The sequence below is a fragment of the Streptomyces sp. NPDC000348 genome (assembly GCF_042898795.1).
GTDB lineage: Bacteria > Actinomycetota > Actinomycetes > Streptomycetales > Streptomycetaceae > Streptomyces.
Genome location: NZ_JBIAZD010000016.1, coordinates 100,858 through 116,828, shown reverse-complemented (window position 1 = coordinate 116,828; position 15,971 = coordinate 100,858). Strand labels below are relative to the sequence as shown.

The 15,971-nt window shown below is 72.8% G+C and carries 16 protein-coding genes; 11 read left to right on the top strand and 5 right to left on the bottom strand.

Features of this window, described 5'->3' with window-relative positions:
• Window positions 1-43 precede the first annotated feature (43 nt).
• Window positions 44-1,015, bottom strand: coding sequence for a ferritin family protein (locus ACFY3N_RS27425; protein WP_390819411.1), 972 nt, complete (start codon window positions 1,013-1,015; stop codon window positions 44-46).
• Window positions 1,016-1,255: 240 nt separating this feature from the next.
• On the opposite strand from ACFY3N_RS27425, the gene ACFY3N_RS27420 reads away from it, so the two are divergent.
• Together ACFY3N_RS27420 and ACFY3N_RS27415 are read left to right on the top strand one after the other, a co-directional pair.
• Entirely contained in the window at window positions 1,256-1,573 is a 318-nt protein-coding gene (locus ACFY3N_RS27420; RefSeq protein ID WP_390819410.1) for an SDR family oxidoreductase, read from the top strand.
• A gap of 316 nt (window positions 1,574-1,889) precedes the next feature.
• Window positions 1,890-2,633 carry an SDR family oxidoreductase gene (locus ACFY3N_RS27415; protein WP_390819409.1) on the top strand — a complete coding sequence of 248 codons (744 nt, stop codon included), beginning with the start codon at window positions 1,890-1,892 and terminating at the stop codon, window positions 2,631-2,633.
• Window positions 2,634-2,806: 173 nt separating this feature from the next.
• On the opposite strand, the gene ACFY3N_RS27410 is transcribed toward ACFY3N_RS27415, so the two are convergent.
• Window positions 2,807-3,415, bottom strand: coding sequence for a hypothetical protein (locus ACFY3N_RS27410; protein ID WP_390819408.1), 609 nt, complete (start codon window positions 3,413-3,415; stop codon window positions 2,807-2,809).
• Window positions 3,416-3,716: 301 nt separating this feature from the next.
• Between ACFY3N_RS27410 and hemL the strand changes: the two genes are divergently transcribed.
• From hemL to ccsB, 7 genes are all read left to right on the top strand, one after another.
• Entirely contained in the window at window positions 3,717-5,033 is a 1,317-nt protein-coding gene (hemL, locus tag ACFY3N_RS27405) for a glutamate-1-semialdehyde 2,1-aminomutase (protein WP_390819407.1), read from the top strand.
• Window positions 5,034-5,074: 41 nt separating this feature from the next.
• On the top strand, window positions 5,075-5,722 hold the full coding sequence (locus ACFY3N_RS27400; protein ID WP_390819474.1) for a histidine phosphatase family protein: 648 nt from the start codon (window positions 5,075-5,077) through the stop codon (window positions 5,720-5,722).
• Between the two features lie 244 nt (window positions 5,723-5,966).
• A complete protein-coding gene (locus ACFY3N_RS27395; RefSeq protein WP_390819473.1) occupies window positions 5,967-7,292 on the top strand; it encodes a hypothetical protein in 1,326 nt (441 codons plus the stop codon).
• A gap of 66 nt (window positions 7,293-7,358) precedes the next feature.
• Entirely contained in the window at window positions 7,359-7,988 is a 630-nt protein-coding gene (locus ACFY3N_RS27390; protein ID WP_390819406.1) for a TlpA family protein disulfide reductase, read from the top strand.
• A gap of 1 nt (window position 7,989) precedes the next feature.
• On the top strand, window positions 7,990-8,763 hold the full coding sequence (locus ACFY3N_RS27385) for a cytochrome c biogenesis CcdA family protein (protein ID WP_390819405.1): 774 nt from the start codon (window positions 7,990-7,992) through the stop codon (window positions 8,761-8,763).
• Window positions 8,764-8,767: 4 nt separating this feature from the next.
• Window positions 8,768-10,501: a cytochrome c biogenesis protein ResB gene (locus ACFY3N_RS27380; RefSeq protein WP_390819404.1), complete on the top strand. Its 1,734-nt coding sequence runs from the start codon at window positions 8,768-8,770 to the stop codon at window positions 10,499-10,501.
• Window positions 10,498-11,625, top strand: a complete 1,128-nt coding sequence (gene ccsB / locus ACFY3N_RS27375) for a c-type cytochrome biogenesis protein CcsB (RefSeq protein WP_390819403.1) — start codon at window positions 10,498-10,500, stop codon at window positions 11,623-11,625. Before ACFY3N_RS27380 ends, ccsB begins: the two co-directional genes overlap by 4 nt.
• Before the next feature lie 60 nt (window positions 11,626-11,685).
• Here the strand turns inward: ccsB and ACFY3N_RS27370 are convergent, their stop codons facing one another.
• Entirely contained in the window at window positions 11,686-12,144 is a 459-nt protein-coding gene (locus ACFY3N_RS27370) for a nucleoside deaminase (RefSeq protein ID WP_390819402.1), read from the bottom strand.
• Window positions 12,145-12,252: 108 nt separating this feature from the next.
• On the opposite strand from ACFY3N_RS27370, the gene ACFY3N_RS27365 reads away from it, so the two are divergent.
• Window positions 12,253-13,017, top strand: a complete 765-nt coding sequence (locus ACFY3N_RS27365; protein WP_390819401.1) for a CDP-alcohol phosphatidyltransferase family protein — start codon at window positions 12,253-12,255, stop codon at window positions 13,015-13,017.
• Window positions 13,018-13,395: 378 nt separating this feature from the next.
• On the top strand, window positions 13,396-15,240 hold the full coding sequence (locus tag ACFY3N_RS27360) for a LamG-like jellyroll fold domain-containing protein (RefSeq protein ID WP_390819400.1): 1,845 nt from the start codon (window positions 13,396-13,398) through the stop codon (window positions 15,238-15,240).
• Between the two features lie 112 nt (window positions 15,241-15,352).
• Here ACFY3N_RS27360 and ACFY3N_RS27355 read toward each other — a convergent pair whose 3' ends face one another.
• Both ACFY3N_RS27355 and ACFY3N_RS27350 read right to left on the bottom strand, forming a co-directional pair.
• On the bottom strand, window positions 15,353-15,496 hold the full coding sequence (locus tag ACFY3N_RS27355) for a hypothetical protein (RefSeq protein ID WP_390819399.1): 144 nt from the start codon (window positions 15,494-15,496) through the stop codon (window positions 15,353-15,355).
• Between the two features lie 130 nt (window positions 15,497-15,626).
• Window positions 15,627-15,965, bottom strand: coding sequence for a PLD nuclease N-terminal domain-containing protein (locus tag ACFY3N_RS27350; protein ID WP_390819398.1), 339 nt, complete (start codon window positions 15,963-15,965; stop codon window positions 15,627-15,629).
• Window positions 15,966-15,971 lie beyond the last annotated feature (6 nt).

Genomic DNA, 15,971 nt, shown 5'->3' with positions numbered 1-15,971 from the left:
TCGGTCCGCGGTCCGCCCGGCCGGTGTCCCCGGTACGGGGCGGTCAGCGCAGGCGGTCGAGTGCCTTCTGGAAGGCGGCGGCGTGGCGGGCCTCGTCCGCGGCGGTGTCGCGGAAGAAGCGGGCGGCGGCGGTGTCACCGACGGCGGCGGCCCGCTCGGCGAACTCCGGGTACAGGGTGGTCGCCTCGTGGCGTTCCCCGGTGATGGCCGTGCGGAGGTTGTCCTCGGTGCCGCGCACCAGCCCGGCCAGGACCGCTTCGGCGGCGAAGTGCTCCCGCAGTTCGACCTCGGCCGTGCCCTCCCACAGGCGGGCCAGGGCCGGATGGCCGGTCTGCCTGGCGTGGGCGGCGAACAGCAGGTACGTGGCGTGGGCGAGCGCCTCGCCGTGCAGGGCGGTGTCCAGGTTGGCCCTGGTGCGGGCCGCCTTCACCTTCGGCGGCCCGGCGGGCACCGGCACCACGTCGGCCTTCGGCGGTGCCGGGACGGTGCCGTGGCCGGTGGTCACGGCCGTCAGGGCGGCGCGGAAGGCGTCGCGGTGGCGGCCCTCGTCGGCGGCGATCTCGCCGAAGAGCTCCGCGGCCTCCAGGTCCCCGTCCTGGCGGGCCTGTTCGGCGAAGCCGCGGTACATGACCTGGTGTTCGTAGGTCTCACCGTCGATGGCCTGGCGCAGGTTGGCGGCGTTCGTGCCGACCACGCCTGCCAGGTCGGCCGCCTCGTGCAGGTGCTCGTGCAGTTCGGTGTGCGCCGTGGCGCGGAAGAGCCGGCCGATGGCGTGGTGGCCCGCGTGGTCGGCCTCGGCGGCGAAGAGCAGGTACACGGCGTGGGCGTACGCCTCGCCCTTCATGGCGGCGTTCAGGTCGGCGAGGGTCTGCCGGTGGAGGGCCGGGGCGGTGGTGTGCGGGGCCGGGGGCGCACCACCGGCCGGGGCGGCGAGGGCCAGGGCCGGCACCGTCTGCGAGGCCGCGGTCAGCGCGCAGAGACCGACGACGAGCCCACGTATCGAATGGCGGAACACGTTGTCCTCCTTCAGGGGCGCCTAGGGGGCGACACCCCCACCACATACGACCCGATCCCGTGCTCCGCCGCTCCCTTGGACTGCCCCCTTCGGGTGGTTGACCCAGGGTGACCGGGAGCCGGCGCCCCCGTCCCGACGGGCGTGTTACGACGGGCCCCCGAGGCCCCGGAGCAGGCCCTTTGCCGTCGGCCCTCCGCGCCGGCGCCGCCACCGGCACCCCCGGCGACGGCTGTTCGGGTGATGCGCCGGGGCGCCCGCCGTCCCCGTGTCCACAGCGCCTCGAAGGCGGCGCTGAGCAACCTCGTGCACGACTGGGCCCGGCAGTCCCGGGAGCGCCGATTCCGGGTCGACCTGCTCAGCCCGGGACCCACCCGGACCCCTGCCCTGCTGCGCGCCGCGGGGCCGGACGCCGACGGGTTCGCCGAGGCCGTCGTGCCACTGGGGCGGCCGGCCGACCCCGGGGAAATCGCCGAGGCCGCCCTCTTCCTGGCATCGGACGCCTCGTCGTTCGTCACCGGCGCCGAACTCTTCGCCGACGGCGGCCACACCCGGGCCTGAACGACGGCCGGTGGTGCGCATCCGGTTCCCCCGAGGCGACGGGGCGCACCCCCGGCCGCGCGTGCGCGTCGAACGTGGCCCGGAGCGCCCGTGGCCATGAGATCGTGGCCGCGGCCTCTTCGGATGACGTCGGCCGCCACCCCGACCACCACTCCGGCGAGGACGGCCGCGAAGAGCTTGTCCCGCGGAACGCGGTCACCCGTGGCTCCGTCCGTATTCCTGCGGCAGCATGGACCGGTGGGTACGGGCAAGCAGCCGCCGATCTCGGATCTCCTGGACGTGCGGCGGCAGACGGGTCATCACGGCAGGGGGGAACATGGCGGTGCTCACGGGCAAGGCGGCTGTCGTCACCGGAGGCTCACGGGGGATCGGCCGGGCCGTCGTGCTGCGACTCGCGCGGGACGGAGCGGCCGTGGTCTTCAACTACGCGAGGAGCGGGGAAGCCGCGGACGAGGTCGTGCGACTGGCCGAGAGGGCCGGCGGAAAGGTCATCGCGGTCCGGCTGGACCTGGCCGAACCCGGCGCGGCCGAGGAATTGATGGGCACCGCCGAACGCCGGCTCGACGGCCTGGACATCCTGGTCAACAACGCGGCCGTGCACACCGAGGTCGTGCCCCTCGCGCAGACGGCCGAGGCCGATTACGACAGGGTGATGGCCGTCAACGCCAAGTCCGTCTTCCTCACCGTGCGTTACGCCGCACGGCACATGCGGGACGGCGGGCGGATCGTGAACATCTCCACCCTCAACACCGTCTTCCCCGCACCCGGCAACGCCCCCTACGCGGCCAGCAAGGGAGCCCTCGAACAACTCACCCTGGTGGCCTCACGCGAGCTGGGCGCACGCGGCATCACGGTCAACACCGTCTCGCCCGGTGCCACGGACACGGATCTTCTGAACGCGGCCAACGAGCCGGAGAAGCTGGCGATGGCCATCGGCATGACCTCGCTCGGACGCCTCGGCCGGCCCGAGGACCTGGCGGACGTGGTCGCCTTCCTCGCGGGACCGGACGGACGGTGGGTGACGGGCCAGAACATCCGTGCCAACGGAGGTGTCCTGTAGTGGCTTGCCGCGCATCCCCCGGCAGCGGGCCGCACCCCCTCCAGGGCTGCCCGGTGCGCCTCTGCGCTCCACGTATGAGCGACCGGAGCCCGGCGGACGAAGAGCCGCGGACCGGGGACGTCAACCGACGGCACCGCTCCGGTCCCGGCGCCCACGACCACCAAAACCCCGGCTCAGGGCCACACCAGGCAGTACGCCTGATGCCCCGCCTCGTGCAGCCGGTGGGAGAAGTCCTGCCACTCGTGCAGCAGCCGGTACACGTTGAACGCGTCCCGCGGGCCGCCGCGGTCCGGGACCGTCGACCAGATGAAGGCCGCCGCGCCGACCGCCTCCTCGCCTATGCCGCGCAGGGGGTCGACGACCGTCATGGGGAGCTTCACGACCGCGTAGTCGGGGTGCAGGACGACCAGCTCCAGGGGCGGGACCTTGTGCAGGGGGACGCCCTCGATGCCCGTGAGGACCATCGCGGCCATGGTCTCCGGCTTGATCTTGGTGAACATGCCGTTCATGCCGAGCTCGTCGCCGCCGAGTTCCTCGGGACGCATCGAGATCGGGACGCGGGCCGCGGTGGCGCCGTCCGGCGCGCCGAAGTATTTGTACGTCACCCCCACCCGACCACCATTCCTGCTCCCCGCCCCGCTCAGAGGGCCGATCCGCTCCGGCTCGCCGCGTGTCTGTCGCGTCTCGTCCGTGTCCTCCGCCTCGCGTCGGTGCCTTCCCCGCCGGGCACGTCGAGGACCCAGGTCATCGGTCCCCTCGCCCAGTCCGCCACCGCGATGCATATCTCCACCCGACTGCTTTTCTAGGACGCGTGGCCCCGCCGCGCAACCCGATCATCGTGTCAGTGACCTCCCCCACGGCCGCCCGCCGAAACGTGCGGTGAAACATCTGCCCGCGGGAGCTCCGCAGCCTCCGGCCGGCCCCGGCCGTGTGAGCTGTGTGTATCAGACGTCAGTTTCGCAGATCACGGCCGATCGGGGGCCGGATGCCGCAGGCCGCCCCTGGCCTACCCTGGACACGTCATACGCACCCGGAGCCGGGAGCCCCCCGGAATGTCGGAGAAGGTCGGAGAAGTCGCAGGTCATGAGCGAACTGCCATATTCATACGAAGCCCCGGTCTCGCAGGCGCTGTTCGACCGTGCCGCGGCCGTCACGCCCGGCGGCGTGAACTCGCCGGTGCGCGCCTTCCGCGCCGTCGGCGGCACACCCCGGTTCATGGTGTCGGGCACCGGCCCGTACCTGACCGACGCCGACGGACGCGAGTACGTCGACCTGGTCTGCTCCTGGGGGCCGATGATCCTCGGGCACGCGCACCCCGAGGTGATCGCCGCCGTGCAGGAGGCCGTCGCGCGCGGTACGTCCTTCGGCACGCCCGGTGAGGGTGAGGTCGCGCTCGCCGAGGAGATGACCGCCCGGATCGAGCCGCTGGAGCAGGTGCGGCTCGTCTCCAGCGGGACCGAGGCCACCATGTCGGCGATCCGGCTCGCCCGCGGGTTCACGCGGCGCACCAAGGTGGTCAAGTTCGCCGGCTGCTACCACGGGCACGTCGACTCGCTGCTCGCCTCCGCCGGCTCCGGGGTGGCCACGTTCGCACTCCCCGACACGCCCGGCGTCACCGGCGCCCAGGCCGGCGACACGATCGTGCTGCCGTACAACGACCTCGACGCCGTGCACGCCGCGTTCGCCGCGCACCCCGGTGAGATCGCCTGTGTGATCACCGAGGCGTCCCCGGGCAACATGGGCGTCGTACCGCCGCTGCCCGGGTTCAACCAGGGGCTGAAGGACGCGTGCGCCGCGAACGGCGCGCTGTACATCTCCGACGAGGTCATGACGGGGTTCCGGACCAGCCGGGCGGGGTGGTACGGCGTCGACGGGGTGCGGCCCGACCTGATGACCTTCGGCAAGGTGATGGGCGGCGGCTTCCCGGCCGCGGCCTTCGGCGGACGCGCCGACGTGATGGCCCACCTCGCCCCGGCCGGCCCCGTCTACCAGGCCGGCACCCTCTCCGGGAACCCCGTCGCCACCGCCGCCGGGCTCGCCCAGCTGCGGCTGCTCGACGACGCCGCGTACGAGAAGGTGAACGCCGTCTCCGCGCAGATCCGGTCGCTCGTCACCGAGGCGCTGACCAAGGAGGGCGTCACGCACACGCTGCAGAACGCCTCCAACATGTTCTCGGTGTTCTTCACCGACCGCCCGGTGCGCACCTACGAGGACGCCAAGGCGCAGGAGTCGTTCCGCTTCACCGCGTTCTTCCACTCCCTCCTGGAGAACGGCGTCTACCTGCCGCCGTCGTCCTTCGAGTCCTGGTTCGTGTCCACCGCGCACGACGAGCGGGCCGTCCAGCGGATCGCCGACGCCCTTCCGGCGGCGGCCCGAGCGGCAGCGGAGGCGACCGCGTGAGCATCCCGGAGAAGGGCGGCGACGTCACCGTCGTCCACCTCATGCGGCACGGCGAGGTCGAGAACCCGGACGGCGTCCTCTACGGCAGGCTCGCCGGCTACCACCTCTCCGAGCTGGGCCGGCGCATGGCCGACCGGGTCGGGGACCACCTCGCCTCCCGCGACGTCACGCACGTCGTCGCCTCCCCGCTGGAGCGGGCGCAGGAGACGGCCGAGCCCATCGCCAAGGCGCACGGCCTGGACATCGCCACCGACGGGCGGCTGATCGAGGCCGAGAACGTCTTCCAGGGCAAGACCTTCGGCATCGGCGACGGCGCGCTGCGCCGCCCGGCCAACTGGAAGCACGTCGTCAACCCGTTCAAGCCGTCCTGGGGCGAGCCGTACATCGAGCAGGTCATCCGCATGATGGGCGCGCTGGACGCGGCCAGGGACGCGGCGCGCGGACACGAGGCGGTGCTGGTCAGCCACCAGCTGCCGATCTGGATCGTGCGGTCCTACGTCGAGAAGCGGCGGCTGTGGCACGACCCGCGCAAGCGGCAGTGCACGCTCGCCTCGCTGACCACCTTCACCTACCAGGGGGACAGGATCGTCTCCGTCGGCTACAGCGAGCCGGCCCGTGATCTCGTCCCCCCGCACCTGCTCGCGGGCGCCAAGCCGGTGAAGGGGAAGGGCAAGGCCTTCGGGGCGTAGCTCCGGGGCATGACTCCGGGGCATGACTCCGGGGCGCGGGTTCCGGGGCGTAGCTCCGGGCATGACTCCGGGGCGCGGGTTCCGGGGCGTGGCTCCGGGGCGTGGGACGGGAAGCCCCGTTCGCACTCCGTTGCGAAACCTTCGCATGCGACGGGAACCCCCCGCGTCGTCACGTCCTCTGAAGGGGTGACCACCAGAGGACGTGACGAACGGGGTTGCCGTGCGCAGTCTCACCCGCAGGGGAATGCTCGGACTCGGAGCGGGAGCCGCGGCCGCGGTCCCGCTGGCCGGCTGCGGCGGCCCCGCCGGCCCGGACGGCGACGGCCGCCCCGGCGGTTCCCGCACCGGAGGCGCGGACCGGCCCGGGAAGCCCGGGCCGAGGCCGGAGCCGACGAAGACCGCCCGCCCGATCGGTGACGGCTCCACCTCCTTCACCGGCAGGCAGCCCCACCAGCCCGGCAGACCGGTGCCGCTGGAGCCGGGGCAGACCCCGCCGCAGTTCGTCGTCTTCTCCTGGGACGGGGCCGGCGAGGTGGGCAACGGACTCTTCCCGCGCTTCCTGGACCTCGCCAAGGAGCACGGCGCCGCCATGACCTTCTTCCTCTCGGGCCTCTACCTGCTCCCCGAGTCGAAGAAGCGGCTCTACGACCCCCCGAACAACCCGCGCGGCGCCTCCGACATCGGCTACCTCACCGACGGGCACATCAAGGACACGCTGAAGTGCCTCCGCCGTGCCTGGCTCGAGGGGCACGAGATCGGCACCCACTTCAACGGCCACTTCTGCGGCGGCTCCGGCAGCGTCGGCGGCTGGACGGCGCGGCAGTGGCGCAGCGAGATCGAGCAGGCCACGTCCTTCGTCAAGGAGTGGCGGACCAACTCCGGCTGGACCGACCTGGAGCCGCTCCCCTTCGACTATGACAAGGAACTCGTCGGCGGCCGTACGCCGTGTCTGCTCGGCCAGGAGAACCTGCTGCCCACCGCCCGCGAGCTCGGCTGGCGCTACGACGCCTCCTCGCCCGGCGGCCGCCAGGTCTGGCCGGCGAAGAAGCGGGGCATATGGGACCTCCCGCTCCAGCAGATACCGTTTCCCGGCCGTTCCTTCGAGGTCCTGTCGATGGACTACAACATGCTCGTCAACCAGTCGGTCAACTCGACCAACGCGCCCGCCCACCACCACCCGGGCTGGCGGCGGCAGGCGGCCCGGGCCTACATATCCGGCTTCGAGCGGGCGTACGAGACGAACCGGGCGCCCTTCTTCGTCGGCAACCACTTCGAGCAGTGGAACGGCGGCATCTACATGGACGCCGTGGAGGAGGCGCTCCGGCACATCGCGCGGGAGAAGGAGAAGGGCGGCGACGTGAGGCTCGTCTCCTTCCGGCAGCTCACCGACTGGCTGGACGTGCAGAAGCCGGAGGTGCTGGAGCGGCTCCGCACCCTGGACGTCGGCCAGGAGCCGGCCGGCGGCTGGAAGGCGTTCACCGAGGACGCTGGCACCGCCGGAGCGGGCACCACCGGAACAGGCACCACCGGAGCGGGGACCGCCGGAACAGGCACCGCCAACGCCGCCTGATATGCGGGTTTCCGCCCGCACGGGGGGTGCGCAAGATCCCCAGAACGGGCATGCGAAACTTTTCACATGAGTGCCGCCAGCCGCGCCCCCCAGCGCTCGAACCGCGCCCTCCGCGCCCGCCGCCGCGCCACCCTGGCCGCCGGCGTGGCCGCGGCCGCACTGCTCGTCTCCGCGTGCGGATCGGGCGGGACGTCCGGCGGGGGCGGCAACACCAACTTCGTCACCGGAACCGACGGCATCTCCACGGTCGCCGCCGGCAAGCGCGTCGCCGCGCCCGAACTGTCCGGGAAGACGCTGGAGGGCGAGCAGCTCGACGTCGCCGACTACCGGGGCAAGGTCGTCGTCCTCAACATCTGGGGCTCCTGGTGCAACCCGTGCCGCGCGGAGGCCAAGTACTTCGCCAAGGTGGCCGAGGACTACGCCGACCAGGACGTGCAGTTCGTCGGCATCAACACGCGGGACGGCAGCATCACCTCCGCGCTCGCCTTCGAGAAGGACTTCGGCATCCCCTACCCGAGCCTGTACGACCCCACGGGCAAGCTGATGCTCCGCTTCGAGAAGGGCACCCTCAACCCGCAGGCGGTCCCCTCGACCCTGGTCCTGGACCGGGAGGGGAAGCTCGCGGCCCGCTCGCTGACGGCGCTCGACGAGACACGCCTGCTGAAGATGCTCAAGCCGGTCGTCGCGGAGAAGTGACGTGACGGCCCTGCACACGCTCGCCGCGGAGACGGGCTACAACGGCACGGTGCTCAACGGCGCCCTGCTGGTCGCCCTGCCCATCGCCGTGCTCGGCGGGCTGGTCTCCTTCTTCTCGCCCTGCGTACTGCCGCTGGTCCCCGGCTACCTCTCCTACGTCACCGGCGTCTCCGGAACCGACCTGGCCGAGGCCCGGCGCGGACGCATGGTCGCCGGCGCCTCCCTGTTCGTCCTCGGCTTCACCGTGGTGTTCGTCTCCGGCGGCGCCTTCTTCGGCTACTTCGGGCAGACCCTCCAGGAACAGTCGGGCGTCCTGTCCAAGGTGCTCGGCGTCCTCATGATCCTCATGGGCGTCTTCTTCATGGGCCTGATGCCCTGGCTCACCCAGCGCGAGTTCCGCTTCCACAGGCGGCCGGCCACCGGGCTGGTCGGCGCCCCCGTCCTCGGCGCCCTGTTCGGCATCGGCTGGACCCCCTGCATCGGCCCCACCCTCGCCTCCGTGCTCACCCTCTCCGCGCAGCAGGAGAGCGCCGGACGCGGCGCCGTACTGACCGTCGCGTACTGTCTGGGACTGGGCGTGCCCTTCGTGCTCGCCGCCGTGGCCTTCCGCAAGGCGCTGGGCGCCTTCGGCTGGGTCAAGCGGCACTACGTCTGGGTCCTGCGCATCGGCGGCACGATGATGATCGCGACCGGTGTGCTGCTGCTGACCGGCGCGTGGGACAGCCTGGTGGCGGAGATGCAGACCTGGTCCAACGGCTTCACTGTGGGGATCTGACCCGATGAGCAAGACGACAACCGACGACACCCCCACGGCCGCCGACGACCGGGACCTCGGCGCCGCCGGCTCCCAGCTGTCCACCGCCCCCGCCGAGGAGCCGCCCCACCTGCCCTCCCTGGGCGTCATCGGCTGGGCCCGCTGGTTCTGGCGGCAGCTCACCTCCATGCGGGTCGCGCTGCTGCTGCTCCTGCTGCTGTCGCTCGGCGCGATCCCCGGCTCGCTCATCCCGCAGACCGGGATCGACGAGACGGCGGTCGCCGACTTCCGCGAGCGCCACGACGTCCTCGCGCCGGTCTACGACAAGCTGGGGCTCTTCGACGTCTACAGCTCGGTGTGGTTCTCGGCGATCTACATCCTGCTGTTCGTCTCCCTCATCGGCTGCATCGTCCCCCGCACCTGGCAGTTCGTGGGCCAGCTGCGCGGCCGCCCGCCGGGCGCCCCGCGCCGGCTGACCCGGCTGCCCGCCCACACCACGTGGCGCACCGGGGCCGAGCCCGAGCAGGTCCGCGAGGCCGCGCTCGCCCTGCTGAAGAAGCGCCGCTTCCGCGCCCACCTCGTCGGTGACGCCGTCGCCGCCGAGAAGGGCTACCTGCGCGAGGTCGGCAACCTGCTCTTCCACATCGCGCTGATCGTGATGCTGATCGCCTTCGCCTGGGGCCAGCTGTTCAAGTCCGAGGGCAACAAGCTGATCGTCGAGGGCGACGGCTTCTCCAACACGCTCACCCAGTACGACGACTTCAAGTCCGGCAGCCTCTTCACCAACGACGACCTGGTGCCGTTCAGCTTCGACGTCAAGGAGTTCACCGGCACCTACGAGCGCACCGGCCCCAACAAGGGAACCCCGCGCACGTACCAGTCCGAGGTCACCTACGCCGAGGGAGCCGACGGGGCGGAGAAGACGGCCGTCATCAAGGTGAACGAGCCGCTGGAGATCGGCGACGCCAAGGTCTACCTCGTCAGCCACGGCTACGCCCCCGTCGTCACCGTCCGCGACGGCAAGGGGAAGATCGTCTTCCAGGACGCCGTGCCGCTGCTGCCGCTCGACGCCAACGTCACCTCCTCCGGCGTGGTCAAGGTCCTCGACGGCTACCGGAACACCGACGGCGAGAAGGAGCAGCTCGGCTTCAACGCCTTCTTCGTGCCCACCTTCGGCGGCTCCGCCGCCGGCACGATGCTCTCCCAGTTCCCCGCGCTGGACTATCCGGTGCTCGCGCTCTCCGCCTACCACGGCGACCTGAAGGCCGACTCCGGCATCCCGCAGAGCGTGTACCAGATGGACAAGACCAAGATGAAGGAGTTCAAGGACTCCGACGGCGAGCTGTTCAAGAAGCTGCTCACGCCCGGCGAGACCATGACGCTCCCGGACGGCGCCGGCTCGGTCACCTTCGAGAAGGACGTCAGGGAGTGGGCCGGCTTCCAGGTCGTCCAGGAGCCGGGCGGCGGCTGGGCGCTCGGCGGTGCCCTCGTCGCGATCGCCGGTCTCGCCGGCTCCCTGTTCATCCAGCGCCGCCGCGTGTGGGTGCGCGCGGTGCGCGGCGACGACGGCGTGACCGTCGTCGAGATGGCCGGCCTCGGCCGCAGCGAGTCCGCGAAGGTGCCCGAGGAGCTCGGCGACCTCGCCGGGATCCTCTACGACCGGGCGCCGGGCGCGCCCGCCCCCTCCCCGGACCCGTCCGGTCCCCCCGACACCGACACCGATCCCGAAGCCGCACCTGCCGAAGGGGCTGAGAAATGACTCTCGCCGCCGCAACAGATCTGGCCGCCGCGACCAACGAGAACCTCGCGGAGATCAGCAACGTGCTGGTCTACTCCGCGATGGCGGTCTACACCCTCGCCTTCTTCGCGTACATCGCGGAGTGGACCTTCGGCAGCCGCAGCAAGGTCGCCCGGACCGCCGCCGCCCTCACCCCGAAGGCGGAGGCGAAGAAGGCGCCGGCCGTCACCGTCCACCAGGCCGGCGGCACCGCCGTACTGGAGCGGCCGAAGGTCGTCGTACGCGCCGCCACCGGCTCCCGCGACGTGCCCGACGGGCCCGGAGCACACGGCGGGGACGAGAAGGGCGACCTCTACGGGCGGATCGCCATCTCCCTCACCGTGCTCGCGTTCTGCCTCTCCTTCGGCGGTGTGCTCACCCGCGCGCTGTCCGTGGAGCGGGCGCCGTGGGGCAACATGTACGAGTTCAACATCACCTTCTCCACCACCGCGGTCGGCGTGTACCTCCTGCTGCTGGCGCTGAGGAAGAACGTGCGCTGGCTCGGCCTGTTCCTGACCACCACGGTCCTCTTCGACCTCGGCGTGGCCGTCACCTGGCTCTACACCGAGAGCGACCAGCTGGTACCCGCCCTCCACTCGTACTGGCTGTACATCCACGTCTCCACGGCGATCCTGTGCGGCGCGGTCTTCTACGTCGGCGCGGTCGGCGTGCTCCTCTACCTGTTCAAGGACGCGTACGAGAACAAGCTCGCGAGCGGCGGCAGGCCCGGCAGCTTCGCCACCTCCGTCCTGGAGCGGCTGCCCGCCGCCGCGACCCTCGACAAGTTCTCCTACCGGGTCAACGCGGCCGTCTTCCCGCTGTGGACGTTCACGATCATCGCGGGCGCCATCTGGGCCGGCGACGCCTGGGGCCGCTACTGGGGCTGGGACGCCAAGGAGGTCTGGTCCTTCATCACCTGGGTCGCCTACGCCGGCTACCTGCACGCCCGCGCCACCGCCGGCTGGAAGGGCCGCAAGGCCGCCTACCTGGCCCTGTTCGCCTTCGGCTGCTGGCTGTTCAACTACTACGGCGTCAACATCTTCATCTCCAGCAAGCACTCCTACGCCGACGTCGGCCAGGGCGCGCTGCGCTCCATGGGCTTCTGAACCCGTCCGCCACGAAGGCCGGCTCCCGCGACGCGCGTCACGGGGACCGGCCTTCGCCGTTCACCCGCCGATGTCCTCGTTCCACAGCCGCGGACGGCGGGCGACGAACTCCCGCATCATCGCGGCGCACTCCGGATCGTCCAGCAGCACGATCTCCACGCCGTGCGCGGCCAGCCAGTCGTGCCCGCCGTGGAAGGTGACCGCCTCGCCGATCACCACCCGGGAGATGCCGAACTGCCGGACGAGACCCGAGCAGTACCAGCACGGGGACAGGGTCGTCACCATCGTCGTACCGCGGTACGACCGCTGCCGTCCCGCCGCGCGGAAGGCGGCGGTCTCCGCGTGCGCCGACGGGTCGTCGTCCTGGACGCGGCGGTTGCGGCCGCGGCCGAGCAGGGTCCCGTCGGCGCCGTACAGCGCGGCGCCGACGGGGATGCCGCCCTCCTCCAGCCCCGCGCGGGCCTCCGCGAGGGCGGTGGCGAGCCAGGCGCGGGCGGTCGCCGGATCGATCGGTTCCATGCGGTCAGTGTGCCCCGGCGGCGGCCCGCGCCGGGCGCGCCGCACCGTCTCTGTACGCTGACCCGATCACCGCCGCGTGGACGGCTGTTGGGGCCTGGGAGGAACGACATGGGTGCTCCGGTACTGGAGGAGCTGCGGGAGGTCTGCCAGCCGCGGGCCAAGATGGAGAGCCGCAACGGCGAGCACTGGGCCGGCCGGCTCTACATGCGGAGGATCTCCCTGCGCACCACCCGCCACCTGGTGCGCACCCCGGTCACCCCGGACCAGCTCACCTGGACCATGGTGGTGTGCGGAGTGGCCTCCGGCGCCGCGCTGATGATCCCGGGCCCGACCGGCGCGGTCCTCGCGGTGATCCTCATGCAGCTGTTCCTGCTCTTCGACTGCGTGGACGGCGAGGTCGCCCGCTGGAAGGGCCAGAACAGCGCGGCCGGCATCTACGTCGACCGTCTCGGCGCGTACCTCGCCGACGCGGCGCTGATGGCGGGCGCCGGCTACCGCGCCGCCGGGTCGGGCGTCGGCGGCTGGCTGTCGGTCGGCATCGCCACCGCCCTCGGCGTCGTCCTGCTCAAGGCCTCCACCGACCTGGTGGACGTGGCCCGCGCCCGCCGCGGCCTGACCGTCGCCGACGACGAGTCGACCCGTCCCCGCTCCCAGGGCGTCGCCACGGTCCGCCGCGTCGCCGCCGCGTTCAAAATCCACCGGGTCACCAACGGCATCGAGGCCTCCCTGGTCCTGCTCGTCGCGGCGGTCGCCGACACGGTCACCGGAGGCGTCGAACCGACCCGCTGGGCCCTGGGCGCGCTCGCCGTCATCACCTGGGTGATGGTCCCGGCCCACCTGCTGTCGATCCTGTCCTCGTCCCGCCTGCGCTGACCGGGCGGCCCGCCGGCGCGCCGCCCGGTCGTCCGGACATCCCCTCCCGCACCTCCCGTACCTCCCGCACCTCCCGCGGCTCCGGAGGAATCCGCGACGAGGCCGTGCCGAGGGCGTCCGCAGCCGCGCCACGGGCCGCAGCGACCCCGCCCCCTCCGCCGCCGGCTCACCCGTGCCGTCACCGCCCCGAAGGCCGGGGGTCTTCGCACGGCGTGACTCCCCGTCCGCCCGACTCCGCGCAGCGGCACAGCACGGCGTGCGGGAGGGGAGTGACGGTCGAAGTACCGTACGCCGTACGGTACTTCGGCGAACACGGGTGCGAATGGCTCTATGCTTGGCCTGCCCGCACGGGCCGAGATCGCACGCCGGGAGGCATTTGTGTCAGCGCTGGAGCCGGACGACCCGCACTCCGTCGGGGTGTACCGGTTGCTGAGCCGGCTGGGCGCGGGCGGGATGGGCCAGGTCTTCCTCGGCCGCTCCCCGGGCGGGCGGCTCGTCGCGGTCAAGGTGGTGCACGCCGAGCTGGTGCGCCGGCCCGAGTTCCGCGACCGCTTCCGGCGCGAGGTCGAGGCGGCCCGGGCGGTCAGCGGCGCCTTCACCGCCCCGGTCGTCGACGCCGACCCGGACGCGCCCCTGCCGTGGCTGGTCACCAGCTACATCGCCGGGCCGTCGCTGGAGCAGGCGGTCGCCGAGCGGGGGCCGTTCGAGGCGGGGGCGGTCCTCGCGCTGGCGGCCGGGCTGGCCGAGGCACTGGTGTCGATCCACGCCGCGAACCTCGTCCACCGCGACCTCAAGCCCTCCAACGTGCTGCTCGCCGAGGACGGGCCCCGCGTGATCGACTTCGGGATCGTCCGCAGCGTCGAGGCCGACTCGATCACCGGCACCGGCCTCGTGGCCGGCTCGCCCGGATTCATGTCCCCCGAGCAGGTCAACGGCGGCACGATCACCCCGGCCAGCGACGTCTTCTGCCTGGGCACGGTACTGGCCTTCGCGGCGACCGGCGCCAACCCCTTCGGCGACGGACCGACCCCCGCGCTGCTCTACCGGGTGGTGCACAACACCCCCGACACCAGTGCCGTCACCGACCCGGCCCTGCACGCCCTCATCGACGACTGCCTCGCCAAGGACCCGGCCCGCCGCCCCACCCCGCGCGAGATCCTCACCCGGGTCGGCGCACTGACCGGCGAGGGCACGACGGACCCGCGGCATGCCGGCCCCCGGCCGGCGGGCGACGGCCCCGAGTCCCCGACCCGGGGCGGGACGCCCCTCCCCGCCGCCCGTCCCACGGACCCGCGGGCCCTCACGGACGTCCTTCCGCGGGAGGGCGGGCCCGGCCCCCTCCCGCAGCAGGCGACCGTGGTGGCGCCGGGCTTCAACGACCAGCCCACCCGGGTGGGCGCCGCCCCGCAGCCCGCACCCGGCACGCCGGAACCCGCCGGACCGGGTGGCCGGGGGCGTGGCGGCAGCCGGCGGGCCTTCCTGTTCCTCGGCCTCGGGGCGGGCGCGGTCGCCGCGGCCGGCGTCGGGACGGGGTTCTGGTTCAACCGGTCGGCCGCCGCGGACCGGGACCCGGCCACGCCTCCCTCCTCGGCCTCCCCCTCGCCCTCACCCTCCGCCGCCCCCCGGCCCGTCGGGCACTGGCCCCTCGACGAGACCTCGGGCACCGTCGCGCGGGACACCGCGGGCGGCCACGACGGCACCGCGACCGGCGTCACCTGGGGGCCCGGCGGAGGCGGGGCCGTCTTCGACGGGCGGAGCGGCCAGATCATGACCGGGGGTCCGGTGCTGGAGACCGGGGAGGGCCGGAGCTTCACGGTCGCCGCCTGGGTCCGGCTCTCCGCCGCACCCGAGAACTGGGCCACCGCCGTCAGCCAGGACGCCCAGGACGCCAGCGCCTTCTACCTCCAGTACGCCGTCGGGGACAACCGCTGGGCCCTCTCCCGCCCCGGCCTGCGCGCCGTCGGCCGCAGCGAGCCCGCCGTGAACGTCTGGACCCACCTGGCGGGCGTCTGCGACGGCCGGGCGCGCACCCTGCGGCTGTACGTCAACGGCGTACAGGAGGCGGAGGCCGAGGACACCAACCCGATGTCCGGCACCGGCCCCTTCATCATCGGCCGGGCGTCGTACGGTGGTCGGGCCGTCGACTTCTTCCCCGGTGCCATCCGGGACGTACGGGTCTGGGACCGGGCCCTCACCCCCGCCCGGATCAAGGAGCTCGGCTGACCCGACCCGGCGCCCCGCCCGGGATCACCTGGCGCCCCGCCCGGGATCACCCGGCGCCCGGCCTGCGATCACCCGACGCCCGGCCTGCGATCCCCAGGCGCCCCGCCCGGGATCACCCGGGGTGCGCGCCGATCGACCGCCGGATCCGGTCGGGCAGGACACGGGCCGCCTCGTCGAGGCCGACGTCGCCGAGGGTCGGCCGGCGGCGGCTGACGCCGACGACCGGGCCGAGGACGAGGGACTCGAGCACGGACACCGGCAGGGGCGCGACCCCGCCCGGCTCGACGTGCCGGCCCAGCCACGCGGACAGGGGAGACAGCCGGACCTCCCGGGCGTCACGGAGCTGATCCGCCCGGCGCAGGGGGGAACGGGCGGGCTGCCGTCGGTCAGGCGGGCCCGCCGTCCCCCGGCTTGTCGTCCTTGTCCCTGTTCTTGTCCTTGTCCTCGTCCAGCGACTTCAGGAACTCGGGGTTGTCGTCCGGCGCGACCCACTGCCCGCGGCCGCCGCCCCGGCTCCGGGCGGAACCGACGGCGCCGCCCGCGGGGTGCCGCTTCTTGCCGGCGATGAGCCACGAGATCGAGCCGACCAGCGGGAACAGCAGGACGAGGATCGCCCACAGCGGCTTGGGCATGTGGCGGATGTCGTCGTCCTTCGTGCTGATGCAGTCGATGAACGCGTACACGCTCAGGGCCAGTGGCACGAGGAACATCAGCACCCGCAGCATGGGGCC